Genomic DNA, 25,393 nt, shown 5'->3' on the forward strand with positions numbered 1-25,393 from the left:
TAAAAAATAGAAAATATTTAGGATAATATAATGATGTGGCTTGTATTAGCATTTGTCTCAGCAGCTCTGCTGGGATTCTATGATTCCTTTAAGAAAGCAGCTTTATGCGGGAATGCGGTTATTACCGTACTTTTTCTGAACACTTTTTTCTGTTCCGTCATTTTTTTGCCCTTTATTCTTTTATCCCATTATACGACGGTGCTCGACGGCAGTATTTTCCACGTGGCAAGTGGAGGCTGGGAAGTGCAGAGATATGTGTTCCTGAAGAGTTGCATTGTCCTGGCAAGTTGGATTTTCGGTTATTTTGGAATGAAGCATCTCCCCCTGACGATCGTCGGACCTATCAATGCCACACGGCCGGTGATGGTTCTGGTAGGGGCCATGCTCGTGTTTGGCGAAACCCTCAATCTTTATCAGTGGATAGGTGTAGCCCTGGCTGTCACTTCGTTTTTCATGCTTTCCAGGAGTGGCAAGAAGGAAGGCATTGATTTCAAGCATAACAAATGGATCTATTTTATCGTCATTGCTGCCGTGCTGGGGGCTGTCAGCGGACTTTATGATAAATACCTGATGGCCAAGCCGGCAGATGGGGGGCTGGGACTTGACCGTATGCTCGTGCAGAGCTGGTATAATGTTTATCAGATGTTGATGATGGCAGTTGTTCTGCTGATAGCTGTCTTTAAGCCTTTTGCCCATTTCCGTAAGGGTAGGGCACTGTTTCCCCAAAGTAAATTCCATTGGGACTGGGCCATACCCTGGATCTCTATCTTTTTAAGCGCGGCTGACTTTGCCTATTTTTATGCTCTGTCCTTGCCGGGAGCGATGATCTCTATCGTTTCCATGGTGCGGAGAGGGAGCGTGATCGTCAGTTTCCTGTTTGGCGCGGCTGTTTTCCACGAGAAGAACCTGAGGGCAAAGGTTGCAGATTTGATCCTGGTTCTCCTGGGGATGATCTTTCTTTATATCGGATCAAGATAGGATGCAGTATAAAAATCCTAAGCCAGATCTGCCGACAGCCGGAAACGTTTTGTCCTTTTCATCCCGAATGATAATCATTTTCAGTTAAAAGGATTCTGGAGAATCTGTCTGATCTCGAAAATGATAGAAAAAATGTTCTTTTTCTTTGCAATGTGATTGAAATATTGTATTTTTGCAAATATATCGTTCAATAGAATTGAATATGCAGAACATTTTTAAGGGTTTGGGTATTGCCTTAATTACTCCGTTCCATCAGGATGGTAGTGTAGACTATCAGGCTTTGAAAAAATTGGTGGAATATCAACTTGACAATGGTGCAGACTTTCTCTGTATCCTTGCTACTACGGCGGAAACGCCTTGTCTGTCACGTGAGGAAAAGGATAAGATTACGGAGGTGGTCAAGGAGGTGAACCATGGCCGCGTGAAGATCTTGAAATATTGCGGCGGTAATCATACTGCTGCCGTCATCGATGAGATGAAGTCTACGGACTGGACAGGTATTGATGGGATACTAAGCGTTTGTCCTTATTATAACAAACCCTCTCAGGAAGGACTTTACCAACACTTTAAAGCTATTGCGCAGGAGAGTCCTTTACCGGTGATCATGTATAATGTCCCCGGTCGTACGGGGGTAAACCTGAAGGCTGAGACACAAGTGAGGCTGGCTAAGGACTGTCCGAATATTGTTGGTGTAAAGGAGGCTTCCGGATCCCTGGAGCAGATCGATGAGATTATCAAGAACAAACCCGATAGTTTTGATGTCATCAGCGGTGATGATGCCCTGACTTTCTCAATGATTGCCAGTGGGGCAGTAGGCGTGATCAGTGTCATCGGCAATGCTTTGCCGAAAGAATTTTCCAGGATGATCCGTCTGGAATTGAAAGGACAATATGAGGCTGCCCGGAAAATCCATCATCAGTTTACAGAACTGTACAAATTACTTTTCGTAGATGGTAACCCTGCTGGTGTAAAGGCGTTGCTCAACGATATGGGATTCATTCAGAATGAACTCCGCCTGCCTTTGGTGCCGACAACGATCAAGACCAAGGAACGTATGGCTGAAATACTGAAAGAACTCAGGAGGTAACCGTTTACCTGTAACAGGAGCATTTCCGGGACCTCATTTATAAGTCAGTAAAAAATAAAAAGATGTCAGAAGAGACTAAAAAGGTTATTCATGAGGTTACTCCTCTTATGTCGAAAGATGTACTTTACATTGCTGACCGCCATAAGAAAGAGTTTACTTATCCTATACATAATCATGATGCCTGTGAATTGAATTTTGTCGAAGGGGCTTCCGGTGTCAGACGTATAGTAGGGGATTCTCAGGAACTGATCGGCGATTATGATCTCGTGTTGATTACTTCAAGCCAACTTGAGCATGTGTGGGAACAATACCATTGCAAGAGCCAGGATATACACGAGATCACGATCCAGTTTGATTTCAGCTATGGAGAGGATACCCTTTTCGGCCGTAACCCTTTAGCTCCGATAGCCCGTATGCTGAATGAGGCGCGGAAGGGAATCAGTTTCCCTTTGAAAGCGATCATGAAAGTGTACCCTATGCTTACGGGACTCAGCCAGATCAGGGATGGTTTTTACGCGGTCCGGGAGTTTTTTACAATACTCTATGAATTGTCGAAGACAGAAGGCGCAAAGACCTTAGCTACAACTAGTTATGCTAAGGTGATGGTAGAGGATGATTCCCGCAGGGTACTGAAAGTGAAAGATTATATCTCAAATAATTATATGGACGATCTCCGTCTTCCGATGCTGGCAGATATAGCCGGGATGAGCCCTAGTGCTTTCAGCAGATTTTTCAAGCTCCATACGGGTCGTAACCTGAGCGAATACATCATAGATATGAGACTGGGGTATGCCACTCGTCAGTTGCTGGATACCACAAAAAGCATCAGTGAGATTAGCTTTGACTGTGGATTCAATAATCTTAGTAATTTTAATCGGATATTCAAGCGCAAGAAAGGTTGCTCTCCCAGTGAGTTCAGAGCCTATTACCACAAGACCAGAATTATTGTGTAGGTCTAGACGGTGATCTGAAATTCGGGGAAGGTGATCAGGTTGTAATCTCTCCTGCAATAGAGTGTGACATCATGATTCTCACCATGTGAGAATCCGTGTACCTGGCCTGCAAATACATAAGTTTGGTGATGGCAGCTTCTGCCGTGCTGTCATAGCCGCTGATCACCCCTGCATGCTGGAGTTGATACCCCGTATCATAACGGCTCATTTCCACTCTTCCACTGATGCACTGACTCACGTTTACGATCGTCACCCCACGGGAAGAGGCCTCTTTGAGGAGTCGTAATATCCATTGCATGTGAGGCGCATTTCCACTTCCGAAACTCCGCATGACAATGCCCTTGAGTTGCGGGTGATCCAGGATATGACGCATAATACTTTCTTCTATTCCAGGGAACAAACTGAAGACAATGACATTAGTATCCATCTTGAAATGGGGGATCATGGGTTTGGAGAAATCAGGCCGCAGGATATGATGTCTGTGAAAAGTAAAATTAACTCCTGCCTCGCACAGATGAGGATAATTGAAAGAGTCAAAGGCATTAAACCCATCTGCTGCAATCTTCGTAGCCCTGTTACCCCGAATGAGTTGCTGGCTGAAATAGATGCATACCTCAGGAACTTCCGGAGTACCGTCAAGACGTCGGGCACTGGCTATCTCGATGCTGGTCAACACATTTTCCTTGCCGTCAGTCCGTAACAGTCCCATGGGGAGTTGGCTGCCGGTAAGAATGACCGGCTTGGTCAGGTTTTCCAGCATAAAACTCAATGCTGATGCTGTATACGCCATGGTATCAGTGCCATGGAGAATGACAAAACCGTCATGGTCGGGATAGTTGGATGAGATGATATGGACGAGTTGCCCCCAGTTCTGCGGATTCATATCCGAAGAATCAATAGGAGGAGTAAACTGATAGATATCAATATCGGCATCCACGTCCCTCAGTTCCGGCATAGACTCCCCTAAATGGTTAAAATCCAATGGCTCTAGAGCACCCGTCTGGGAGTTTCTGCCCATCCCGATAGTGCCACCTGTATAGATGAGGAGCACTTTGCTTCTTTTCCCGTTATTCATATCCGTTACCCTTATCTGACTCAGATCGTTTTCTGTTCATATCATAGCGAAATGCACTCTCGCAATCGTTTGCGTTAGTTTGCGTTGCAAATATAAAGCAAAATTTTCGGAATACAAAGAAATTCACTATATTTGCATAAGTATCTTGAAACTTAAAAACAAATAACTCTATCATGAAACAATTTATGAGTAAGGACTTCCTTCTGCAGACGGATATTGCCAAGGATCTTTTTCACAATCATGCGGCTAAGATGCCAATTATTGATTATCACTGTCATTTGATTCCTCAGATGGTTGCAGACGACTATCAGTTTAAGAATATTACTGAACTCTGGCTTGGAGGCGATCATTATAAATGGAGGGCAATGCGTACGAATGGCGTACCGGAAAAGTACTGTACCGGTGATGCTTCTGATTGGGAAAAATTCGAGAAGTGGGCTGAGACCGTTCCTTATACTTTCCGGAACCCCCTGTATCACTGGACTCATCTGGAACTGAAAACGGCCTTCGGTATCACAAAATTGCTGAGCCCGAAGACGGCACGTGAAATCTACGATGAGTGCAATGAAAAATTAAAGTTGCCTGAGTACAGTGCCAGAGGCCTGATGCGCCGTTATCATGTGGAATGTGTCTGTACGACAGATGATCCTATAGATGATCTGCGCTATCATAAAAAAACTCGTGAGAGTGGTTTTGAAATCAAAATGCTGCCAGCCTGGCGACCGGACAAGGCCATGAATATCGAGAAACCGGACTATGCGGAGTATATCAACAAACTCGCGGAGGTAGATGATTCCCATATTACCACTTTCCAGGAGATGGTCGATGCTTTGCAGAACCGCCATGATTTCTTTGCTGAGAATGGATGCAAACTGAGCGATCATGGTGTAGAGGAATTTTATGATGATCCTTATACGGATTCCCAGATTGAAATCATCTTTGAAAAAGCCATGCGTAAACAGCATCTTTCTGCTGAAGAGATACGGCAGTACAAGCATGCTTTTCTGAAGATCTGTGCAGAAATGGATGCGGATGCTGATTGGACCCAGCAGTATCATTATGGGGCGATCCGTGACAACAATACTTTGATGTATAAACAACTTGGCCCGGACACGGGGTTTGATTCTATCGGCGAATTCAATACGGCCAAGGCAATGAGTCATTTCCTGGATGATCTGAATACTGAAGGAAAGCTGACGCGTACGATCCTGTATTGCCTGAATCCCGGTGACAATGAGATGATTGCTACGATGATCGGCAATTTCCAGGGAGGGGAACCCGGCAAGATACAGTTTGGTTCAGGCTGGTGGTTTAATGATCAACTGGATGGGATGACCAAGCAGATAAATGCTCTTTCTACACTTGGGTTGCTGAGTCGTTTTGTCGGGATGCTGACAGACAGTCGTTCCTTCCTGAGTTATCCACGTCATGAATATTTCCGTCGCCTGTTGTGTAATATTCTGGGCAATGATGTTGAGAACGGACTGCTGCCTGATGACCGCGATGCGCTGGCCAGAATGGTGGAAGATATTTCTTACAATAATGCACGTCGGTATTTTAAATTCTATTAAGGGATAGGTTGATTTAGAAATGATTAATAATATAATGTTTTTCTGATAACTTTGTCATCAGGAAAGGATAAGGGATGAGCAGAACGGGTTCGTCCCTTTTTTTGATTTCTTTTGTGAGAGGGGAAATCTTTTATCGGTAGAAGGGGAGACGGACTGCCGACTGGACCGGAAAGGTCTTTCCTGACGGACACGTATGAAAGACGAATGGTTATACACCTGTTCCGAAGAGATATGGCATGAGCCCGGAAGGGATCTTCTGATCCGGTCAGAAAGGGAGTTTGCCTTACTTCTCTGGTAAACATTTGATTAAGCCTTTTTGCCACGTTCAGCAGATAGATTTTATTGTATTTTATAGGTTAAAAATTTGCCGTTTTGAAAAATAAGACGTACTTTTGCAAGGATAAAAACGAAAAATTTTGAAGCAAAAATGAAAAAATGGTTCTGCGCGGTGCTTCTAGGATTGGCTGTGGTGATGACATTAGCCTTAGATGGTTGTTCCAGTTCGAAGGGCGTGGCATATTTCCAAAATGCCGATTCGGTGAGTTTGGCAGCATCCCGAGTGTTGTATGATGCCAAAATCATGCCCAAAGACCAGTTGACAATTACTGTAAACACGACCGATCCGGAGGCTGCGGCCCCCTTTAATCTCTCCGTTTCTGCTACGGTAGGAACCAGTGGACAGTTGAATAATGGCGGTGGCAGTAGTTTGCAGGGGTATCTGGTAGATAATGACGGTGACATTGATTTCCCGATCGTGGGGAAACTGCATGTGGTTGGGCTGACGAAAACAGAATGTGAGGATATGATCCGGAAGAAGATCCAGCCTTATATGGCAAAGGCAGAAAATCCGATCGTAACGGTCCGTATGGCCAGTTATCGGGTTACTGTTCTGGGAGAGGTCAAGAATCCCGGGGTCGTCCAGGTGCCGACGGAAAAGATGAGTGTTCTTGAGGCCATCGCCCAGGCAGGGGATCTGACCATTTATGGTAAGCGTAATAATGTGATGCTGATCAGAGAGGCTGCAGACGGGGAGAAATCCATCCACCGCTTGAATCTGAATGATGCCAATCTGATCAATTCTCCTTATTATTATCTTCAGCAGAACGACATCCTCTATGTACAGCCAAATGGGGTACAGGCAAGAAATTCATCCATTGGCAGTTCTACTAACATCTGGTTCTCCCTGGTGGGTATCATCACGTCAGTAGCTTCTCTGCTCGTCAATATTCTGCGGAATTAAGTGATGCTTAATGAAATGATATAATCATATTTTCAATCGTTGGTTTATGTGTGGTATTGTAGGTTATTTAGGAAAGAGACAGGCCTATCCGATCCTGATAAAAGGATTGAAAAGACTTGAATACCGTGGCTATGATTCTGCTGGAGTAGCCTTGATTAATCCAAAAGGAGCCTTAAATGTCTATAAGACAAAAGGGAAAGTTTCTGATCTGGAAACTCTTTGCCAGGACAAGGATACTTCCGGTTGTATCGGTATAGCCCATACCCGTTGGGCTACCCATGGAGAACCTTCCACTGTAAATGCTCATCCCCAACTTTCTGAATCGAAAAATCTTGCCATCATCCATAATGGCATCATTGAGAATTATGCCGAGATCAAGAATAATCTGCTGGCAAAGGGGATGCATTTTACCAGTGATACCGATACGGAGGTACTTATCAACTTGATTGAATACATCCAGATCACGAAAAAAATAGATCTGTTGACTGCTGTGCAGATAGCTCTCCGTCAGGTAATCGGAGCCTATGCCATTGCCATAGTAGACAAGCATTGTCCCGATCAGATCATTGCTGCCCGTAAGGCGAGTCCGCTGGTCGTGGGGATCGGAAAGAACAAAGACGAGTTCTTCCTGGGTTCAGATGCCAGTCCGATAGTTGAATTTACCGATAAGGTCGTGTATCTTAATGATGAGAATATTGCCGTCATGAAATTAGGCCAGGACTTGAAGGTTGTTGATATTCATAACCTGAAGCTGAATCCGGAGATACAGACGGTGGATCTTGATTTAGGGCAGATTGAAAAGGGGGGATTTCCTCATTTTATGTTAAAGGAGATTTTTGAGCAGCCGGAATGTCTCAGAAATTGTATGAGAGGACGTATCGTCAACCGGATCGTAGAAACGACTGCGGTCAGTGAGGGGAAGAGCGGCCCGACAAAGAAAGAAACGGAAATGGGTATCGTCTTGAGCGCGATCACAGATCATAAGGAGCAACTGGTGAATGCAAAACGCATCATCATCGTCGCTTGCGGTACGTCCTGGCATGCAGGACTGATCGGAAAACAACTGCTGGAGGGTTTCTGCCGGATTCCCACAGAGGTGGAGTATGCCAGCGAGTTCCGTTACCGTAATCCGGTGGTCACCAAGGACGATGTCGTAATAGCTCTCAGTCAGAGTGGGGAGACCGCAGATACCCTGGCAGCTATCAAACTCGCAAAGGAGAGGGGAGCTTTTATCTTCGGGATATGTAATGCGGTGGGAAGCAGTATTCCACGTGTTACGGATACAGGTACCTATATTCATGTGGGACCGGAGATAGGCGTAGCTTCAACAAAGGCTTTTACTGGTCAGATCACAGTACTCATCATGCTTGCCCTGTCAGTCGGCAGGGAGAAGGGGACGATTTCTAATGACGACTATCAGAAGGTGATTAAAGAACTTTGGAATATTCCTGGCAAGATCAAGGAGGTCCTGCAGCTTAATAATGAGATAGCTGACCTCAGCCGGACGTTTACATACGCCACGAATTTCCTGTATCTGGGACGAGGATACAGTTATCCCGTCGCTTTGGAGGGTGCCTTGAAACTGAAAGAAATCAGTTATATTCATGCTGAAGGTTATTCTGCCGCAGAGATGAAGCATGGTCCCATTGCCCTGATAGATTCAGATATGCCCGTAGTCGTCATCGCCCCTCATGATGCGATGTATGCGAAGATCCTGTCGAATATACAAGAGATAAAGGCGCGTAAGGGCAGAATCATCGCTATTGTTACAAAAGGAGATGAGACGATCTCGAAGATTGCCGATGAGGTCATCGAATTACCGCCTACCATTGAGTGTCTGGAACCGTTGTTGGCCACGGTGCCCTTACAACTTTTAGCCTATCATATCGCCGTCTGCAAAGGCAAGAATGTTGATCAGCCCAGAAACCTGGCAAAATCGGTTACGGTGGAATGACATCAAACAAGGAGTGAAAACAATATCCTGATCATAAAAGGAGCCTATTAAAGAATTTTTTAAAGGGAGATTACTGGAAGATGGAAAAAGAAATTCATGAAGATTGTGGAGTAGCATTGATTCGGCTGCTTCAACCGTTGGAATATTATCAGAAAAAATATTCTTCATGGACTTATGGACTGAACAAGCTCTATCTGATGATGGAAAAGCAGCATAACCGCGGACAGGAAGGAGCGGGGATGGCTTGTGTCAATTTGGATTCCCAGCCCGGACACGAATATATGTTCCGTGAACGGGCGGAAGGCAGCAATGCCATTACGGAAATTTTCAATCGTGTCACTCAGAATTTCCACAGCATTCCGCCTGAGTTATTGAGGGATGTGAGTTATGCGAAACAAAATTTACCTTTTGCTGGACAACTTTATATGGGCCACCTTCGGTATTCAACTACCGGGAAGAGTGGCCTTTCTTATGTCCATCCTTTTTTAAGACGAAATAACTGGAAAGCAAAGAATCTCTGTATCTGCGGAAATTTTAATATGACCAACGTAGATGAGATCTTCAAGAAGATAACCGATCAGGGACAATGTCCCCGTATTTATAGTGATACCTATATCTTGCTAGAGCTCATGGGTCACCGTCTGGACCGGGAAGTGGAACGCAATTTTGTCAATGCGAAAGCTGAAGGGCTGACCAATCAGGACATTACCCGCTATATTGAGGATCATATAGAGATGAGCAACGTCCTTAAAAGTTCTATGAAGGATTTTGATGGCGGTTTCGTCATCTGCGGGCTGACAGGTTCCGGAGAAATGTTTTCGATGCGTGATCCCTGGGGAATCCGCCCGGCTTTCTACTATAAGAATGATGAAATAGTCGTCTTGGCTTCCGAGCGTCCTGTCTTACAGACCACCTTTGACCTGGAGTGTGAGGATATTAAGGAACTCCGCCCGGGGGAGGCTTTAATCGTCAATAAAAATGGGCATTGTAACCTGAAACAGATCCTTGATCCCCAGGGTGATCATGCCTGCTCCTTTGAACGTATCTATTTCAGTCGTGGTTCAGACCAGGACATCTATAAAGAACGTAAACAACTTGGGGAGCAATTGGTCGGTCCGATTACCAAGGCCGTCAATGGCGATATAGACCATACCGTGTTCGGCTATATTCCCAACACGGCTGAGGTAGCCTATTACGGTATGCTGGATGGCTTCAAACGCTATCTGAATGAAAGGAAGATCAGCCAGATAGAAAGTCTTGGGCATGTCCCTACCCATGACGAACTGGTAAGGATATTGGATAATTATGTGAGGTCGGAGAAAGTAGCATGGAAAGACATCAAGTTGCGTACTTTTATCACGGAAGGCAATACACGGAAAGACCTGGCCAGCCACGTCTATGATATTACCTACGGGAGTTTGACACCATACGAGGACAACCTGGTCATTATCGATGACAGCATTGTCCGGGGAACCACTTTAAAGGAAAGTATCCTAAGAATCCTCGAACGGCTGCATCCTAAAAAGATCGTTGTAGTCTCCAGTGCACCTCAGATTCGTTATCCCGACTATTATGGCATTGACATGCCGAGACTGGAAGAGTTTTCTGCCTTCCGGGCCACCATCCAGTTGATTAAGCATAAAGGGAGGGAGCAACTGATAGAAGATACCTATGAATCCTGCAAGAGAGAGCTCCTTAAGCCAAAAGTTGAAATGCGTAATGTCGTACGTGATCTCTATGAGCCTTTCAGTGTAGATGAGATCAATGATGAAATGGTGGAGATGCTCAGGCCGGAAGGGATGAAAACACCTATCGAAATTGTTTATCAGAGCATGGATGGCTTGCATAAAGCAATTCCGGATCATAAGGGAGACTGGTATTTCTCCGGCAAATATCCTACACCCGGAGGAACGAAATGCTGTTTACAGGCCTTCATCAGTTATGTGGAAAATTCACGGGGCAAACAACTGGAAAAGAAGGGTTGATGCTCTTAAAAGAAAAAGAGGGAGCGGATAATGACCCTTCTGCTGATCAGCAAGAGCCAGGGCCCTGCCCCTCAAAGTTAAAAATAAATCATGAGTCTTAGCAATAGTTTATATAAATGAAGAACGTAACATTAGTCTTGTCAGATGGTACCAAATTCCACGGAAAGAGTTTCGGATACGATGCTCCTGTAGCAGGTGAAGTCGTGTTCAATACCGCAATGATGGGGTATCCGGAGAGCCTTACCGACCCTTCTTATGCCGGTCAGATGCTGGTGATGACCTTTCCGTTAGTCGGAAATTATGGCGTGCCCCCTTTCACTTTTGAAAAGAATGGCCTGCCTACTTTTATGGAGGGCAGTAAAATTTATGTTTCTGCATTGATCGTAAGCGATTACAGTGAACAATACAGTCACTGGAATGCCGTGGAGAGTCTTGCAGATTGGTTGAAGCGTGAGCATGTGCCGGGCATTACCGGTATTGATACACGTGAATTGACAAAGATATTACGGTCTCATGGAGTGATGATGGGCAAGATCCTCTTTGATGATGAACCGGATCGTATTCCCGAAGCCAATTATGAGGGAGTAAACTTTGTCGATCAGGTGAGCACGAAAAAGATTGTCACCTATAATGAAGGGGCTGGGAAGAAGGTTGTGCTTGTCGATTGTGGCGTCAAGGCAAATATTATCCGTTGCCTGATAGATCGTGGCCTGGAAGTGATCCGTGTGCCCTGGAATTATGATTATACGAATATGGATTTTGATGGCCTTTTCCTGGCAAATGGCCCGGGTGATCCTGATACGTGCAGTGCTGCCGTTGAGATTATCCGCAAGCAGATGAGCCAGAGCCGCAAACCGATCTGTGGTATCTGCATGGGGAACCAATTGCTGGGGAAAGCTGCTGGAGCTACCATTTATAAGTTGAAGTATGGACACCGTGGACATAACCAGCCGGTCCGTCTTGTGGGAACAACCCACTGTTATATCACGAGCCAGAATCACGGTTTTGCAGTTGATGCAAAGACCCTTGGAAGTGAATGGAAACAACTTTTTGTCAATATGAACGATGGATCCAATGAGGGTATCCGTCACCAGACCAATCCGTGGTTTACCTCTCAATTTCATCCGGAAGCAGATTCCGGACCACTGGACACAAGATTCATGTTTGATCAGTTTGTGGAATGCCTGAATGGAAAGGTCCCGTCATTATTGAACACTAAATAAAGGAGAAGACGATGAAAGACGAAAATATCAAAAAGGTACTGGTCCTTGGTTCCGGAGCGCTGAAGATAGGTGAAGCCGGCGAATTTGATTACTCCGGTTCCCAGGCCTTGAAAGCCCTCAGGGAAGAGGGTATTGAAACCGTTCTTATCAATCCGAATATCGCAACGGTCCAGACCTCTGAAGGTGTAGCTGATCAGGTTTACTTCCTGCCTATTCAACCCTATTTCGTGGAACGAGTGATCCAGAAAGAGCACCCGGACTGCATCTTTCTGAGCTTCGGCGGACAGACTGCCCTGAATTGTGGCGTGCAACTTGACCGCAGCGGAGTGCTGAAGAAATATGGTGTCCGTGTTCTGGGTACTCCTGTCAAAGCCATAATGGATACGGAAGACCGGGAACGCTTCGTGGAACGTCTGAACGAGATTGAGGTGAAGACGATCAAGAGTGAAGCATGCGAGAATATCCAACAGGCTCGACAAGCTGCCAGAGATGTGGGCTATCCCGTGATTATCCGTGCAGCGTATGCATTGGGCGGACTGGGCTCCGGTTTTGCTGATAACGAGGAAGAGCTGAATAAGATCGTTGAGAAAGCTTTCTCTTTCTCTCCACAGGTACTGGTAGAGAAAAGCTTGAAGGGATGGAAGGAAATAGAATATGAAGTGGTCCGTGACCGCTATGATAATTGTATCACTGTGTGTAACATGGAGAATTTTGATCCCTTGGGTATCCATACGGGTGAGAGTATTGTCATCGCTCCATCACAGACGTTGTCAAACAGTGAGTATCACAAGCTCCGTGCCCTGTCCATCAAGATTATCCGCCATATCGGGATTATCGGCGAATGTAACGTGCAGTATGCTTTTGACCCGAACAGTGAGGACTATCGGGTCATCGAGGTCAATGCCCGTCTGAGCCGTTCATCAGCCCTTGCTTCTAAGGCGACCGGGTATCCTTTGGCTTTCGTGGCTGCCAAACTCGGGCTGGGATATGGACTTTTTGAATTGAAGAATTCGGTGACAAAGACTACTTCTGCTTTCTTTGAACCGGCTTTGGACTATGTGGTCTGCAAGATCCCCCGCTGGGATTTAAGTAAGTTCAGGGGGGTCGACCGTGAGCTGGGCTCCAGCATGAAGTCCGTAGGTGAGGTGATGGCTATCGGCCGCAATTTCGAGGAAGCCATCCAGAAAGGACTCCGCATGATCGGACAAGGAATGCACGGTTTCGTGGAAAATAAAGAACTGGTCATTCCGGATATTGACGAGTCGCTGCAGGAACCTACGGATAAACGTATCTTCGTCATCTCAAAGGCAATGCACAAAAACTATACCGTCGATCAGATACACGGTTTGACTAAGATTGACAAATGGTTTCTCTACAAACTCAAGCATATTATAGATATAGATGAAAGACTGAAGAAGTGTAATATTAACACGCTGGATAAAGAGCTTCTGCGGACAGCAAAGGTTTATGGATTTACAGACTTCCAGATCGCCCGTGCTGTGGGAATGGAAGAAGAGATGTCCATGCATAAGGCCCAACTGGTCGTCCGTAATCTCAGGAAGAGTTATGGGATCTTGCCAGTCGTCAAGCAGATCGATACCCTTGCTGCTGAATACCCTGCACAGACTAACTATCTCTACTTGACTTATAGTGGTGTGAAGAGTGATATTAGTTGGGTTCATGACAAAAGGGCAATTATTGTGCTGGGATCAGGGGCTTACCGCATCGGTAGTTCTGTGGAATTTGACTGGTGTGGCGTGCAGGCGTTGAATACGATCCGCAAGCAAGGTTATCATTCAGTGATGATCAACTATAATCCGGAAACAGTATCGACGGATTATGACATGTGTGACCGGTTGTATTTTGATGAGCTGACCTTTGAAAGGGTGATGGACATCATCGACCTCGAATGTCCCTACGGGGTGATCATCTCTACAGGAGGACAGATCCCTAATAATCTGGCCATGCGCCTTGATTCTGTTAATGTCCCTATTCTGGGTACGGCTGCCAAGGATATTGACCGGGCTGAGGACCGGGCTAAGTTCTCTACCTTGATGAATGACCTGGGGATCAAGCAACCGGAATGGAATGCATTGACCAATATGGAAGATGTCGATCAATTCATACAGAAGGTGGGATTCCCTGTTCTCGTCCGTCCTTCTTATGTCCTTTCAGGGGCTGCCATGAACGTATGTTCCAATGAAGACGAACTGAAACGGTTCCTCAAGTTGGCTGCGAATGTCAGTGAAGATCATCCGGTGGTTATCAGTAAATTTATTGAGCATGCCAAGGAGATTGATTTTGATGGTGTTGCCAGAAAAGGAGAGATTATGGCGTATGCCATTGGTGAGCATATTGAGTTTGCCGGTGTTCACTCCGGGGATGCCACCATCGTGTTCCCACCGCAGAAACTCTATGTGGAGACCGTGCGACGCATCAAGCGCGTCAGCCGCCAGATAGCCGCTGCATTGCATATCAATGGTCCCTTTAATGTACAGTATATGGCCCGTGATAACCAGATTCTGGTCATAGAGTGTAATCTCCGTGCTTCCCGCTCGTTCCCGTTCCATAGTAAAGTGCTGAAGATCAACTTGATCGAATTGGCGACAAAGATTATGCTGGATGTGCCTGTCGAGAGGCCTAGCAAGAATCTTTTTGATCTGGACTATATCGGCATCAAGGCCAGTCAGTTTTCCTTTAACCGTCTGCAGAAAGCAGATCCGGTGTTGGGAGTGGACATGAGTTCGACGGGTGAAGTGGGCTGCCTGGGGGATGATTCCAATACGGCCCTTTTGAAGAGCATGCTTTCCGTAGGGCAACGTATTCCGAAGAAGAATATATTGCTGTCTACAGGCGATGCAAAGCAGAAAGCAGATATGCTGGATGCAGCCAAACAATTGGTGGAGCATGGCTACCGGCTTTATGCTACGGAGGGGACGAGCAAGTATCTTTCCGGCAATGGAGTGGATAATACGATGGTATATTGGCCTTCGGAGAAGGATAAAGAACCGCAGGCTTTATCGATGCTTCATCAGAAGAAGATAGATATGGTGGTGAATATTCCTAAGGACCTCACTCCGAAAGAGTTGACGAATGGGTATATGATCCGCCGTGCTGCCATCGACCTGAATGTACCTCTGATTACAAACTCCCGGCTGGCTTCAGCTTTCATCAATGCCTTTTGCAGTGTGAAACTTGATGATATAGATATTAAGGCTTGGAGTGAATATAAATAAACTTCCGGTGGGAGGTTCTCAAACTGGACATCAGTGGAGACCTTTGTGCTGAATAAAAAGTCCCCGATAAGTTTTTTTCTTCTTGTCGGGGCTTTTTTCGTTCCTGTGGGATGGTCAGGACGATAGAAAATCTGCATAAATCTAATTTTATTTAATGATTTGAAATATTTAACTTTCGTTATCAGTTTGCAAATCATTGATTCACAGTATATTACAAGATTGTTACAGATGATTCGAAAAAAAGTTCTAAAAAAATGAACGCCGTATTAAAAAAATACTTATCTTTGCAACGTTTTAATAAACAAATGTTGTTTTACAGATTTAAAAAGCAAAGAAAATGAAGAAATTACTTTTAATGTTCGTAGCTATCGCAGCTATCTCTTTTGCATCTTGTGGTCACAAAACAGCTAAGGCTCCTGCAAAGGATTCTGACACTGTAGCCGTTGATTCTTCTGCAGCTGACACTACTGCCGCTGATACAACTGCTGCTGATACAGCTGCTGCACAGGCTAAGTAATCAGATTACTTAACGAACTGAAAAATTTAGAGAAACTCCGCTGAAGGTTTTACCTTCAGCGGTTTTTTTGTCCCTATAAATTTGTATATTTTGACAACTTGCCGTATCTTTGCATCTATATGGATACGAGTTTTCTTCAGGGCAAAAAAGCCCTTTATTATACTTTGGGTTGTAAACTCAACTTTTCTGAAACATCAACTTTCTCCAAGATACTTCAAGGAAATGGAGTGGTGCCGGTAAAGAAGGGTGAGAAAGCTGATCTATGCCTGATCAATACTTGCTCAGTGACTGAGGTGGCTGATCATAAATGCCGTCAGACCATTCATAAGATGGTGCGGGAAAACCCGGATGCTTTTATAGTCGTTACGGGTTGTTATGCCCAATTGCAGCCTCGTAAAATAAGTCAGATCAAAGGAGTAGACTTAGTCCTGGGTTCAAACGAGAAATCCAGTTTGCTTGACCGGCTGGCTGAGGCATGGCAGGAACGTGCAGCCTTGGATGCAAAGGACCAGAACCCCAATGAGCATCTTCATGCCTTTCACCGTGTGAAGACAAAGGAGATCAAAACATTCCAGCCCTCTTGCAGCAGAGGTAACCGCACACGTTACTGGTTGAAGGTCCAGGACGGATGTAATTATTTCTGTACCTACTGTACGATTCCTTATGCCCGTGGCTTTTCGCGGAACCCATCCATTGCTTCACTTGTCGGGCAGGCAGAACAGGCTGTCCATGAGGGAGGGAAGGAAATCGTCCTGACTGGTTGTAATATCGGCGATTTTGGCGAAACGACCCATGAGTCGTTTCTTGATCTCGTGAAAGCTCTTGACCAGGTAGAAGGTATCAAGCGTTACCGGATCAGTTCTCTGGAGCCTGATCTCTGTTCGGATGAATTGATTGATTATTGTGCACAGAGCAGAGCCTTTATGCCTCATTTTCATATCCCGTTGCAAAGTGGCTCTGACCAGGTGTTGAGGCTCATGCACCGTCGTTATGATCGGGCTCTCTTTGCCCATAAGATCAATTTGATTAAGGCGAAAATGCCCGATTCTTTTATTGGAGTGGATGTTATGGTGGGATGCAGGGGAGAACGCCCGGAGTTTTTCGAGGATTGCTATAACTTCCTGGAGAATCTTCCGGTTACCAAACTCCATGTGTTTCCTTACAGCGAACGTCCTGGTACGTCAGCCCTGGCTATCCCTTACAAGGTCAGTGAAGAAGAGAAGAAAGAGCGTTCCAGGCGTCTTCTTGAACTCAGTGAACAGAAAGAACAGGCTTTTTATGCTGCCCATATCGGAAAAGATGCTGAAGTATTGTTCGAGAAGTCTGATAAGGGTAAACCTATGCATGGGTTTACAAAAAATTATATCCGTGTAGAATTGCCGGCTGAAAAAGCCTGTAAAGAATATGATAATGAATTGATCCAAGTCCGTCTTGGTAATTTTAATAGCGATAAGACAGCCTTAATGGCTGAGGTATATGGATTTAATAAATAAGAATTCAGGCGTTGGAGGCATTTCTTGCAGGAGTTAGAGAAATAACCAGGCAAGAACAGACCTTTAAATACTGGTGGCACAGAAATCCCATAGAGGTTTCTGGTATTCGAGAGAGTATGAAACATAAATTTTCAAACCATAAATGATGGATAAAATAGCAATTGTTATCCTCAATTGGAATGGGAGCAGAATGCTGAGCCAATATCTTCCGTCCGTTGTAGAGTATTCACGGATGGATGCTTCTGTCTGGGTAGCTGATAATGCCTCGACTGATGATAGCCTGGATTTGCTGAAGGTACAGTTTCCGATGGTCAGAACATTGGTGTTTGATCACAATTATGGTTTTGCAGAAGGGTATAACCGGGCTTTGGAACAGATTAAAGCCCAATATTATGTACTCTTGAATTCTGATGTGGAAGTTTCTCACCATTGGCTGACCTCGATGGTGGAATATATGGATGTTCATCCGGATGTAGCTGCCTGTCAGCCGAAAATACTTTCAGAGCGGGATAAGGATTCCTTTGAATATTCCGGCGCCTGTGGCGGATTCCTTGATAAGTATGGCTATCCTTTCTGTCGTGGCCGTATTTTCAATACCGTCGAAGAAGATAATGGGCAGTATGACTATACCATGAACATCTTCTGGGCTACAGGGGCTTGCCTGATGGTCCGTTCTGAGGATTACTGGCGCGTTGGCGGTCTGGACCAGCGCTTTTTCGCCCATAATGAAGAGATTGACATGTGCTGGAGATTTCGTGAGGCAGGTCTCCGGGTAGTCTGTGTTCCGGAAAGTGAGGTTTATCATGTCGGTGGAGGGACTCTTCCCAAAGGAGATTCGCGGAAAACGTACCTGAATTTTCGCAATAATCTCACCATGCTCTATAAAAATCTCCCGGATGATGAACTGGGGAAAGTGATGAGAGTACGTTGGTTTCTGGACTATCTGGCAGCTTTTGTGACACTGATCTTTCATCACAACTTCGGAGATTTTAAGGCAATCTTCCAGGCACGAAGAGCTTATAAGAAATGGAGAAAGGATTTTGACCGGGATCGTGAGCAAATCCGGAAATCACGCGTTCAGGACTCTATACCTGAACGTAAGAACTTCTCTATTGTGTGGCAATATTATTTCAAGAGGCATAAGACCTTTGACGAGTTGAATTGTGACTGATGGACAAGGCTAGCCCTGTCCGGAAGGTTGTACGCTAAAGTTGCAGCTCTCTGCCCATGAGGGTAGATTTACACCTCTCTGAGGTGACAGATAGATCTGAAAAAGAATCAAACTATTTATAATACTACTAGACGATGAACAGAAAATTGATTTTATGGGGATTGTTGGCTTTGAATGCAATGCCGATATTTGCCCGGAAGACACTGACAGTCAGGGTCGTGAATCCTTCCAGGCTGGAAAAGACCGATGAACCTGTCATTATTGACTTGCATCAGTATGGAGAAGTGGATTCAGCCACTGTTACTTTTCAAGGACAGCAGCAGCCCTATCAACTGGATGATTTGAATCATGATTGCAAATATGATGAACTATGTTTCCTGACGAATTTACAAAAAGGTCAGGAAAAAACTTATCAGGTCAACTTATTCGACCATGGCACACCTGAAACTTTCAAGGCCCGCACCTATGCTGAGCTTGTCGTTCCGAGCAAGAACAAAAAACTGGCAAAGAACCAGCAGGATATTTATCTAAGATGTCTTTCTTTTGATAAGAAAACAAAGGATATTTATCATTTCGTGCATTCCCACGGACTTTGCTTTGAAAGTGAACTCATTGCTCTCCGTGTCTATTTTGATAATCGTCAGACCGTTGACGTATACGGAAAAAAGCATAAGCAGCTGGAACTCTTCGATACTCAGTTTTATCCTTCTGCTGCCCAGTTGGCGCAAGGATATGGAGATGATGATTTGTGGGTGGGAGATACCTACGGTCTTGGGGCCTTACGAGGATGGGACGGTCACCAGGAACGGCTGTTCGATCACGTGGGCTATCAGGAACAGAGAGTCGTTGCCGAGGGACCTTTACGTGCCATCGTGGAAGTTGTGGACAATGGATGGGTCCCTGCGCCGGGGATGAAAAGGGTGAATGCAACTATCCGCTATACTATTTATGCAGGTCACCGTGATGTGGATGTGGATGTTTTTTTCGATAGGAATGCCGAGGATGAACATTTTGCAACCGGACTGATTAATGTGAAGAACTCTACAGAATTCAGTGATCAGAAAGGTCTTCGCGGATGCTATGGAACAGATTGGCCTACTGGCAAGGATGATGGTGTTCATCATTTGGAGACCGTCGGCCTGGGAATTTATATTCCGGAACAGTACCTGCGGAGGGAAGTGCCGGCAACCTTGAAAGATTATACTGATGTGGTGAAACCGGTGGGAAACAGTCTCCATTACAAGATCGCTTGCACCAGCAAGAAAGAGGACTTCGGCTTTAATGATGGCAAGGCATGGTTCACATGGCTGAAAGATTGGAAGCAGCAGAATTTAAATCCGATTACGGTCACGATTGAGTGATGGCCTTGTATCGGTAAGGTATATACAAAAAAGCAGGAGGACAGATAACATGTCAGAATATTATCGTGATTTCGGGAGTTGGATCCGTATGAGATTTCCTTATCGCGTTCAGAAAATTTCCATTGATGCAGGTTTTACTTGTCCTAACCGGGATGGAAAAATCTCCCGGGGAGGATGCATCTATTGTAATAACCGGTCTTTCAGTCCTTCTTATTGCGATTACCGAAAAAGCATTACACAGCAGTTGGAAGAGGGGAAGACCTTTTTCTCACGAAAATATCCGGAGATGAAATTCCTGGCTTATTTCCAGGCTTATACCAATACGTATGATACCCTTGATCATTTGAAAGCTAAATATGAAGAAGCCCTGAGTGTCAAGGATATTGTAGGGATCGTTATCGGTACACGCCCCGATTGCGTCAGTGATCAATTACTCGATTATCTTGAAGAACTCAGCCAGCGTACCTTTCTCATCGTTGAATATGGAATCGAGTCAGCCAATGATGCAACCTTGAAACGGATTAACCGTGGTCATAATTTTGCTTGTACACAGGAAATGGTACGGAAAACCCATGAGCGGGGTATTCTGACGGGAGGACATATCATCTTGGGCCTTCCCGGTGAGGACCGTGAGGAGAGCCTGAGGCAGGCACCCCTTATCTCTTCACTGCCCCTTGATATTCTGAAGATCCATCAACTTCAAATACTGAAAGGCACTCGTTTGGCCGCGGAATATGCCGTACATCCTTTTCCTGTCTATTCCGTGGAGGAATACATCGATCTTATCATTGATTATATCCATCTTCTCAGGAAGGACCTTATCCTGGAACGATTTGTCAGTCAGTCTCCTAAAGAGATGCTGATAGCGCCCAGATGGGGACTGAAAAATGATGAATTTGTCAATCTTCTCCATCAGGTCCTTCAAAAAAGAAAAGTTTGAAAAAGGGACGGTTTTTCAAAGCCGTCAAAACCTGTTTTCAATAGCATTATACGTTGAGGGGATTGCAGAAGATAGGCACGAAAATGCGCCAGTCTGGTCTTTAATAGTTACCACTGTCATCATCGTCGGCAATATCTTCGGCTTCAATATTCAAGTCTTCCGGATTGGCATCATAAGTTGTGCGGTAGCTCTCTTCCGTGAGTTTGTCATCATCAAATTCATCCTCATCCTCATCCGAGTCATTATAATGATCCGTGTTCCCTTGAGTCTTTTCCGTGGTATCCTCCTTTTCGCTTTCCTGTTCTTCTTTCTTGTCAGGATCCTCAGGCGCTTCGAATTTCATGTGAATTTTTTCCGGTTCCGGTTTTTCCTTGGCAAAGATCGCTTCCACCCATGTTCCCTTTGGAATCTCCAGCACCTCATAGCCATCCTTGACCTTTTTCTCATAAAGGCCGCCAGATTTATGAAGACGGTCTTTAGGAAGAGTGGTTGTGCTGATATCAAATCCACTTTCAATAATATCCTGGATACTCTGTGGCAGGCTTTCCCATCCACCTCCGAAATTCCGGTTGAGCACTTCCATCAGTTTGATGGCAGAAATATGATGAATATTTTCGTATGTGAGATCAGTGACCCTCAGGATAGGACGTTTTCTGATGGCCCATTTGACCTTCTTGTCATCATTGACACGTACGGTGCCGATTTTATAACCATTCGATTCATACTTCTTTATCACCTCTGGTTTGTCGACTTGAATCTCCTCGACGTAAAAGGCACTCCGGATTATATCCAGGTAACGACGCATGTTATCCTTTAGGTCAGCATCTTTTCCGGCTGATTCCCACATGCGAAAAATATCATTCTCCTGGATGTCCCAAATATTGCTCTTGTTTAATGTCTTTAAAGTTAAAGTTTTCTCTTTCTTCATAACCTTATATTTTGGGTGCAAAAGTAATTACTTCGCATTAAAATCCCAAATTTTTCCCGTAGATTTTTTTGCATATCCGCGAGATATTTTTTATTTTTGTCTCTTGAATGACAGAACCTTTAGCTGAAAGAATGAGACCGCGCTCGCTTGACGACTTTGTCGGACAGCAGCATCTGGTAGGGCCGGGGGGAGTACTCCGTAACATGATAGATTCCGGTCGTATTTCCTCTATGCTCTTATGGGGACCTCCCGGAGTAGGAAAGACTACTTTGGCAAGAATTATCGCTCATAGGATGAATGTGTCCTTTTTCACGCTCAGTGCAGTGACTAGTGGTGTAAAAGAGGTGAGGGATATTATTAATAAGGCGAGAGATAAAACCCTCTTTCATCAGGCTTCACCTATCTTGTTTATTGATGAAATTCATCGCTTTTCCAAGAGTCAGCAGGATTCCTTGCTGGGCGCTGTTGAGGACGGAACGGTGACCTTGATAGGGGCAACGACTGAAAATCCGTCTTTTGAAGTGATCAGGCCCTTGTTGTCACGCTGCCAGCTCTATGTCCTGCATCCTTTGGAAAAGGACGACCTGAAAAAACTTCTTCTCCGAGCCATCTCGCAGGATGTAGAACTCAAGAAAAAGAAGATCATTCTTCAGGAGAGTGGCGCCCTGTTAAGGTATAGCGGTGGAGATGCCCGGAAACTTCTCAATATCCTTGAACTCGTCGTAGAAGTAGCAGGAAGTGACACTGTTGTCATTACTGATCAGGTTGTGGAGGAACGTCTGCAGAAGAATCCGTTGGCTTATGACAAGCAGGGGGATATGCATTACGATATTATTTCTGCATTCATTAAAAGCATCAGGGGAAGTGATCCTGATGCAGCATTATATTGGCTTGCCCGGATGATTGAAGGGGGAGAACAGCCTGAATTTATTGCCCGCCGGCTGGTTATCAGTGCCGCTGAAGATATTGGCCTGGCTAATCCGAATGCCCTTTTGCTGGCTAATGCAGCATTTGATGCAGTCATGAAGATCGGTTGGCCGGAAGGCCGTATTCCATTGGCTGAGGCTACGGTGTATCTGGCAGCGAGCCCGAAAAGCAATTCTGCTTATTTGGGAGTTGATTCTGCTCTCCAACTGGTAAAGAGAACCGGCAACCTCCCTGTACCTCTGCCTATACGTAATGCACCGACTAAACTGATGGCAGATCTGGGGTATCATGACGGATATAAATATCCTCATGATTATCCTGGACATTTTACCGAACAGCAATATCTGCCGGATGAGGTCAAGAGTGCGAGGATATGGCATGCTCAGCATAGTCCTGTGGAAGAGCATCTGTATCAATGGATGAAGACTTGCTGGGGGCAACGTTTTGAGGATAAATAATAATCTTTTGCCTGTCAACTGAATTAAAATAATTGAAACGGGCATCGGAAATAAAAAACAGTGATCATGAAAATAGTAGAGTTAGATGGTTATGCCGTCAATCCCGGTGATCTCTCTTGGGATGAACTGAAGGAAATGGGTGAGATGGTGATCTATGATCGTTCGGCACCTGGGCAGGTTGTAGAGCGTGCAAAAGATGCAGAACTGATTATGACCAATAAAGTGCAAATTACGGATCAGGTCATGTCACAGTTACCTAAATTGAGATATATTGGTATAATGGCGACCGGAATAAATGTGGTGGATATTGTCGCAGCCAGGAAACGGGGCATCATCGTGACAAATATCCCTTCTTATAGTACAGACAGTGTGGCACAGATGGTGTTTGCCCATATCTTGAATATTACCAATCAGGTGGACCATTATGCAAACCTAAACCGTAAGGGACGCTGGAGCCATAATCAGGATTTCTGTTACTGGGACAGCCCTATCATAGAACTTGCCAATAAGACAATCGGAATAGTCGGCCTGGGCCATATCGGCACTGAGGTGGCGAAGATTGCACGGGATTTCGGGATGGATGTTTTTGCCTATACCAGCAGGAATGCTACTGATCTGTCAGCAGGAATACAAAAGACCTCTTTGGATGGCCTGTTTGGGGTAAGCGATATTCTTTCTTTGCATTGTCCCTTGACTCCTGGTACGAGAGAGATGATCAATAAAGAAAGTTTGAAGAAAATGAAAAGAGGGGCTATCTTGATCAATACTGGACGGGGACCTCTGGTCAATGAACAGGATGTTGCTGATGCCTTGAAGAGTGGCCAATTAGGTGCCTATGGAGCAGATGTCATGGTGTCTGAACCACCGTCGGCTGACAATCCTTTGTTCCTGCAGCCACATGCTTATCTTACTCCTCATATTGCATGGGCTTCCAAGGAAGCCCGGATGAGGCTGATGAAAATATGTGTCGATAATGTCAGGGCTTTTCTTGCCGGACATCCTGTTCATGTCGTCAATCAATAAACATTAATGTTCTTTTCCTGTCTTTGCAGAAACAGCACTGTTGATGGCATGGCAAAGAGCTGTCAACTGGCATTTTGCTAAAGAGAATGGATTCTTTTATTCATAAGATAAAAAATGCTTTATCCTGATCCCCAATTTGTCTCAACACTTCAGAAAGTCATTGAGTTTATAGGTACTTTCGCTTTTGCAGTTTCCGGTATTCGGCTGGCGGCTACAAAACATTTCGATTGGTTTGGCGGTTTCGTCTGTGGTTTTGCCGTCGCCATAGGAGGGGGGACCATTCGTGATGTCATGCTGGGCGTCACTCCCTTCTGGATGACTTCTTCCATTTATATTCTTTGTACTTTCTTAGCTCAGGCCATCGTTATTGTTTTTCATAAATACCTGAAAAGACTGGATAATACCTGGCTTATCTTTGACACTCTGGGACTTGCCCTGTTCAATATCGCCGGGATCCAGAAGTCTCTGGCCCTGGGATTTCCTTTTTGGGTAGCTATTGTCATGGGATGTATTACTGGTGCGGCCGGAGGAATTATCAGAGATGTCCTGCTCAACATAGAACCGGTCATCTTCCGTAAGGAGATCTATGCTTCTGCCTGTCTTGCGGGAGGATTGATTTACTGGGTCCTCTATTTGCTTAAAGTGAATATCGCGATAACAGCAGTCTCAAGTTTTTTAGTGGTCTGCATCATCCGTTTCCTGGCAGTAAAGTATCATATCTCTTTACCGATATTGCATGATGAAGAACAATGAAAACAAGAGATGATAGGGAAAAGTGGTTCAAATAATATTGTCGTTTTGTTGACGATAAGAAAGAATCATAGTCACTGATTTTTATGACGATAGTCACTTGTGGACGATATGGTGCATTTTGCCCCCCTAAAATGGTGCATTATGGTACCCCAAAATGCACCATATTGCTCCTTAATGACTATACCCCCTGAATCAAGCGTCCAGGTCAGGGACATTAAGACCCTGTAATCATATTTATACTGTAAAAAGGTATCTTTTCAATGATGAGCGGGGTACGGGAATCGAACCCGCCTCCCAGGCTTGGGAAGCCCGTACACTACCGATGTGCTAACCCCGCAATAACAATGAGAAAAGATAACTGAACATTGTTGAGCCGATACCCGGACTCGAACCGGGGACCTACGCATTACGAATGCGTTGCTCTACCAACTGAGCCATATCGGCGATTTGCGACTGCAAAGGTAATCAAATTTATTTAAAAAGAAAAAAGGAGAGCGGGGAAATTCTGACTTTAACGTCT

At 45.0% G+C, this 25,393-nt stretch carries 19 protein-coding genes and 2 tRNA genes; 17 read left to right on the forward strand and 4 right to left on the reverse strand.

Going from position 1 to position 25,393, the window contains the following annotated elements:
- Window positions 1-33: 33 nt before the first annotated feature.
- The 3 genes from ACYRYG_RS00280 to ACYRYG_RS00290 all read left to right on the forward strand — a co-directional run bounded on the left by ACYRYG_RS00280 (window position 34) and on the right by ACYRYG_RS00290 (window position 3,018).
- Entirely contained in the window at window positions 34-978 is a 945-nt protein-coding gene (locus ACYRYG_RS00280; RefSeq protein ID WP_293415788.1) for a DMT family transporter, read from the forward strand.
- A gap of 202 nt (window positions 979-1,180) precedes the next feature.
- Window positions 1,181-2,065, forward strand: coding sequence for a 4-hydroxy-tetrahydrodipicolinate synthase (gene dapA, locus ACYRYG_RS00285; protein WP_293415764.1), 885 nt, complete (start codon window positions 1,181-1,183; stop codon window positions 2,063-2,065).
- A gap of 62 nt (window positions 2,066-2,127) precedes the next feature.
- Window positions 2,128-3,018: an AraC family transcriptional regulator gene (locus ACYRYG_RS00290; RefSeq protein WP_293415762.1), complete on the forward strand. Its 891-nt coding sequence runs from the start codon at window positions 2,128-2,130 to the stop codon at window positions 3,016-3,018.
- 34 nt (window positions 3,019-3,052) lie between these two features.
- On the opposite strand, the gene ACYRYG_RS00295 is transcribed toward ACYRYG_RS00290, so the two are convergent.
- A complete protein-coding gene (locus tag ACYRYG_RS00295; protein ID WP_293415760.1) occupies window positions 3,053-4,093 on the reverse strand; it encodes an asparaginase in 1,041 nt (346 codons plus the stop codon).
- 173 nt (window positions 4,094-4,266) lie between these two features.
- Here ACYRYG_RS00295 and uxaC point away from each other — a divergent pair, with 173 nt between their 5' ends.
- The 11 genes from uxaC to mnmL all read left to right on the forward strand — a co-directional run bounded on the left by uxaC (window position 4,267) and on the right by mnmL (window position 20,784).
- The gene (gene uxaC, locus ACYRYG_RS00300; RefSeq protein WP_293422628.1) at window positions 4,267-5,664 is read left to right on the forward strand and encodes a glucuronate isomerase; all 1,398 of its coding nucleotides are present in this window, start codon (window positions 4,267-4,269) and stop codon (window positions 5,662-5,664) included.
- A gap of 427 nt (window positions 5,665-6,091) precedes the next feature.
- Complete coding sequence (locus ACYRYG_RS00305; RefSeq protein ID WP_293415756.1) at window positions 6,092-6,904, forward strand: polysaccharide biosynthesis/export family protein; 813 nt, start codon at window positions 6,092-6,094, stop codon at window positions 6,902-6,904.
- 46 nt (window positions 6,905-6,950) lie between these two features.
- Window positions 6,951-8,858: a glutamine--fructose-6-phosphate transaminase (isomerizing) gene (gene glmS / locus ACYRYG_RS00310; protein WP_293415754.1), complete on the forward strand. Its 1,908-nt coding sequence runs from the start codon at window positions 6,951-6,953 to the stop codon at window positions 8,856-8,858.
- Window positions 8,859-8,938: 80 nt separating this feature from the next.
- On the forward strand, window positions 8,939-10,843 hold the full coding sequence (locus tag ACYRYG_RS00315) for an amidophosphoribosyltransferase (protein WP_460197283.1): 1,905 nt from the start codon (window positions 8,939-8,941) through the stop codon (window positions 10,841-10,843).
- 116 nt (window positions 10,844-10,959) lie between these two features.
- Window positions 10,960-12,066: a glutamine-hydrolyzing carbamoyl-phosphate synthase small subunit gene (gene carA / locus ACYRYG_RS00320; protein ID WP_293415751.1), complete on the forward strand. Its 1,107-nt coding sequence runs from the start codon at window positions 10,960-10,962 to the stop codon at window positions 12,064-12,066.
- 11 nt (window positions 12,067-12,077) lie between these two features.
- Window positions 12,078-15,302 (forward strand): carbamoyl-phosphate synthase (glutamine-hydrolyzing) large subunit, encoded by a 3,225-nt coding sequence (carB, locus tag ACYRYG_RS00325; RefSeq protein ID WP_293415749.1) that lies wholly within the window; start codon window positions 12,078-12,080, stop codon window positions 15,300-15,302.
- Window positions 15,303-15,639: 337 nt separating this feature from the next.
- Complete coding sequence (locus ACYRYG_RS00330; protein ID WP_293415747.1) at window positions 15,640-15,819, forward strand: hypothetical protein; 180 nt, start codon at window positions 15,640-15,642, stop codon at window positions 15,817-15,819.
- Between the two features lie 119 nt (window positions 15,820-15,938).
- Window positions 15,939-17,312 (forward strand): tRNA (N(6)-L-threonylcarbamoyladenosine(37)-C(2))-methylthiotransferase MtaB, encoded by a 1,374-nt coding sequence (gene mtaB, locus ACYRYG_RS00335; RefSeq protein ID WP_293415745.1) that lies wholly within the window; start codon window positions 15,939-15,941, stop codon window positions 17,310-17,312.
- Window positions 17,313-17,457: 145 nt separating this feature from the next.
- Window positions 17,458-18,483, forward strand: a complete 1,026-nt coding sequence (locus ACYRYG_RS00340; protein ID WP_293415786.1) for a glycosyltransferase family 2 protein — start codon at window positions 17,458-17,460, stop codon at window positions 18,481-18,483.
- Between the two features lie 134 nt (window positions 18,484-18,617).
- The gene (locus ACYRYG_RS00345) at window positions 18,618-19,844 is read left to right on the forward strand and encodes a DUF4861 domain-containing protein (RefSeq protein ID WP_460197286.1); all 1,227 of its coding nucleotides are present in this window, start codon (window positions 18,618-18,620) and stop codon (window positions 19,842-19,844) included.
- A 49-nt stretch (window positions 19,845-19,893) separates the two neighbouring features.
- Window positions 19,894-20,784, forward strand: a complete 891-nt coding sequence (mnmL, locus tag ACYRYG_RS00350; RefSeq protein WP_293415741.1) for a tRNA modification radical SAM protein MnmL/YtqA — start codon at window positions 19,894-19,896, stop codon at window positions 20,782-20,784.
- A gap of 100 nt (window positions 20,785-20,884) precedes the next feature.
- Here mnmL and ACYRYG_RS00355 read toward each other — a convergent pair whose 3' ends face one another.
- Window positions 20,885-21,712, reverse strand: a complete 828-nt coding sequence (locus ACYRYG_RS00355; protein ID WP_293415739.1) for a hypothetical protein — start codon at window positions 21,710-21,712, stop codon at window positions 20,885-20,887.
- Between the two features lie 107 nt (window positions 21,713-21,819).
- Here ACYRYG_RS00355 and ACYRYG_RS00360 point away from each other — a divergent pair, with 107 nt between their 5' ends.
- From ACYRYG_RS00360 to ACYRYG_RS00370, 3 genes are all read left to right on the forward strand, one after another.
- Entirely contained in the window at window positions 21,820-23,097 is a 1,278-nt protein-coding gene (locus ACYRYG_RS00360; RefSeq protein ID WP_460197287.1) for a replication-associated recombination protein A, read from the forward strand.
- A 66-nt stretch (window positions 23,098-23,163) separates the two neighbouring features.
- Window positions 23,164-24,120, forward strand: coding sequence for a D-2-hydroxyacid dehydrogenase (locus ACYRYG_RS00365; protein WP_293429091.1), 957 nt, complete (start codon window positions 23,164-23,166; stop codon window positions 24,118-24,120).
- A gap of 114 nt (window positions 24,121-24,234) precedes the next feature.
- Window positions 24,235-24,873 carry a trimeric intracellular cation channel family protein gene (locus tag ACYRYG_RS00370; protein ID WP_293415733.1) on the forward strand — a complete coding sequence of 213 codons (639 nt, stop codon included), beginning with the start codon at window positions 24,235-24,237 and terminating at the stop codon, window positions 24,871-24,873.
- Between the two features lie 266 nt (window positions 24,874-25,139).
- On the opposite strand, the gene ACYRYG_RS00375 is transcribed toward ACYRYG_RS00370, so the two are convergent.
- Together ACYRYG_RS00375 and ACYRYG_RS00380 are read right to left on the reverse strand one after the other, a co-directional pair.
- Window positions 25,140-25,210 (reverse strand) — tRNA-Gly (locus tag ACYRYG_RS00375).
- Between the two features lie 34 nt (window positions 25,211-25,244).
- Window positions 25,245-25,317 (reverse strand) — tRNA-Thr (locus ACYRYG_RS00380).
- Between the last annotated feature and the right edge of the window lie 76 nt (window positions 25,318-25,393).

The organism is Segatella asaccharophila (assembly GCF_054687055.1).

Coding starts and splice junctions, on each gene's coding strand:
- ACYRYG_RS00280 (WP_293415788.1), top strand. CDS start 34: ATGTGGCTTGTATTAGCATTTGTCTCAGCAGCTCTGCTGGGATTCTAT.
- dapA (WP_293415764.1), top strand. CDS start 1,181: ATGCAGAACATTTTTAAGGGTTTGGGTATTGCCTTAATTACTCCGTTC.
- ACYRYG_RS00290 (WP_293415762.1), top strand. CDS start 2,128: ATGTCAGAAGAGACTAAAAAGGTTATTCATGAGGTTACTCCTCTTATG.
- ACYRYG_RS00295 (WP_293415760.1), bottom strand. CDS start 4,093: ATGAATAACGGGAAAAGAAGCAAAGTGCTCCTCATCTATACAGGTGGC.
- uxaC (WP_293422628.1), top strand. CDS start 4,267: ATGAAACAATTTATGAGTAAGGACTTCCTTCTGCAGACGGATATTGCC.
- ACYRYG_RS00305 (WP_293415756.1), top strand. CDS start 6,092: ATGAAAAAATGGTTCTGCGCGGTGCTTCTAGGATTGGCTGTGGTGATG.
- glmS (WP_293415754.1), top strand. CDS start 6,951: ATGTGTGGTATTGTAGGTTATTTAGGAAAGAGACAGGCCTATCCGATC.
- ACYRYG_RS00315 (WP_460197283.1), top strand. CDS start 8,939: ATGGAAAAAGAAATTCATGAAGATTGTGGAGTAGCATTGATTCGGCTG.
- carA (WP_293415751.1), top strand. CDS start 10,960: ATGAAGAACGTAACATTAGTCTTGTCAGATGGTACCAAATTCCACGGA.
- carB (WP_293415749.1), top strand. CDS start 12,078: ATGAAAGACGAAAATATCAAAAAGGTACTGGTCCTTGGTTCCGGAGCG.
- ACYRYG_RS00330 (WP_293415747.1), top strand. CDS start 15,640: ATGAAGAAATTACTTTTAATGTTCGTAGCTATCGCAGCTATCTCTTTT.
- mtaB (WP_293415745.1), top strand. CDS start 15,939: ATGGATACGAGTTTTCTTCAGGGCAAAAAAGCCCTTTATTATACTTTG.
- ACYRYG_RS00340 (WP_293415786.1), top strand. CDS start 17,458: ATGGATAAAATAGCAATTGTTATCCTCAATTGGAATGGGAGCAGAATG.
- ACYRYG_RS00345 (WP_460197286.1), top strand. CDS start 18,618: ATGAACAGAAAATTGATTTTATGGGGATTGTTGGCTTTGAATGCAATG.
- mnmL (WP_293415741.1), top strand. CDS start 19,894: ATGTCAGAATATTATCGTGATTTCGGGAGTTGGATCCGTATGAGATTT.
- ACYRYG_RS00355 (WP_293415739.1), bottom strand. CDS start 21,712: ATGAAGAAAGAGAAAACTTTAACTTTAAAGACATTAAACAAGAGCAAT.
- ACYRYG_RS00360 (WP_460197287.1), top strand. CDS start 21,820: ATGACAGAACCTTTAGCTGAAAGAATGAGACCGCGCTCGCTTGACGAC.
- ACYRYG_RS00365 (WP_293429091.1), top strand. CDS start 23,164: ATGAAAATAGTAGAGTTAGATGGTTATGCCGTCAATCCCGGTGATCTC.
- ACYRYG_RS00370 (WP_293415733.1), top strand. CDS start 24,235: ATGCTTTATCCTGATCCCCAATTTGTCTCAACACTTCAGAAAGTCATT.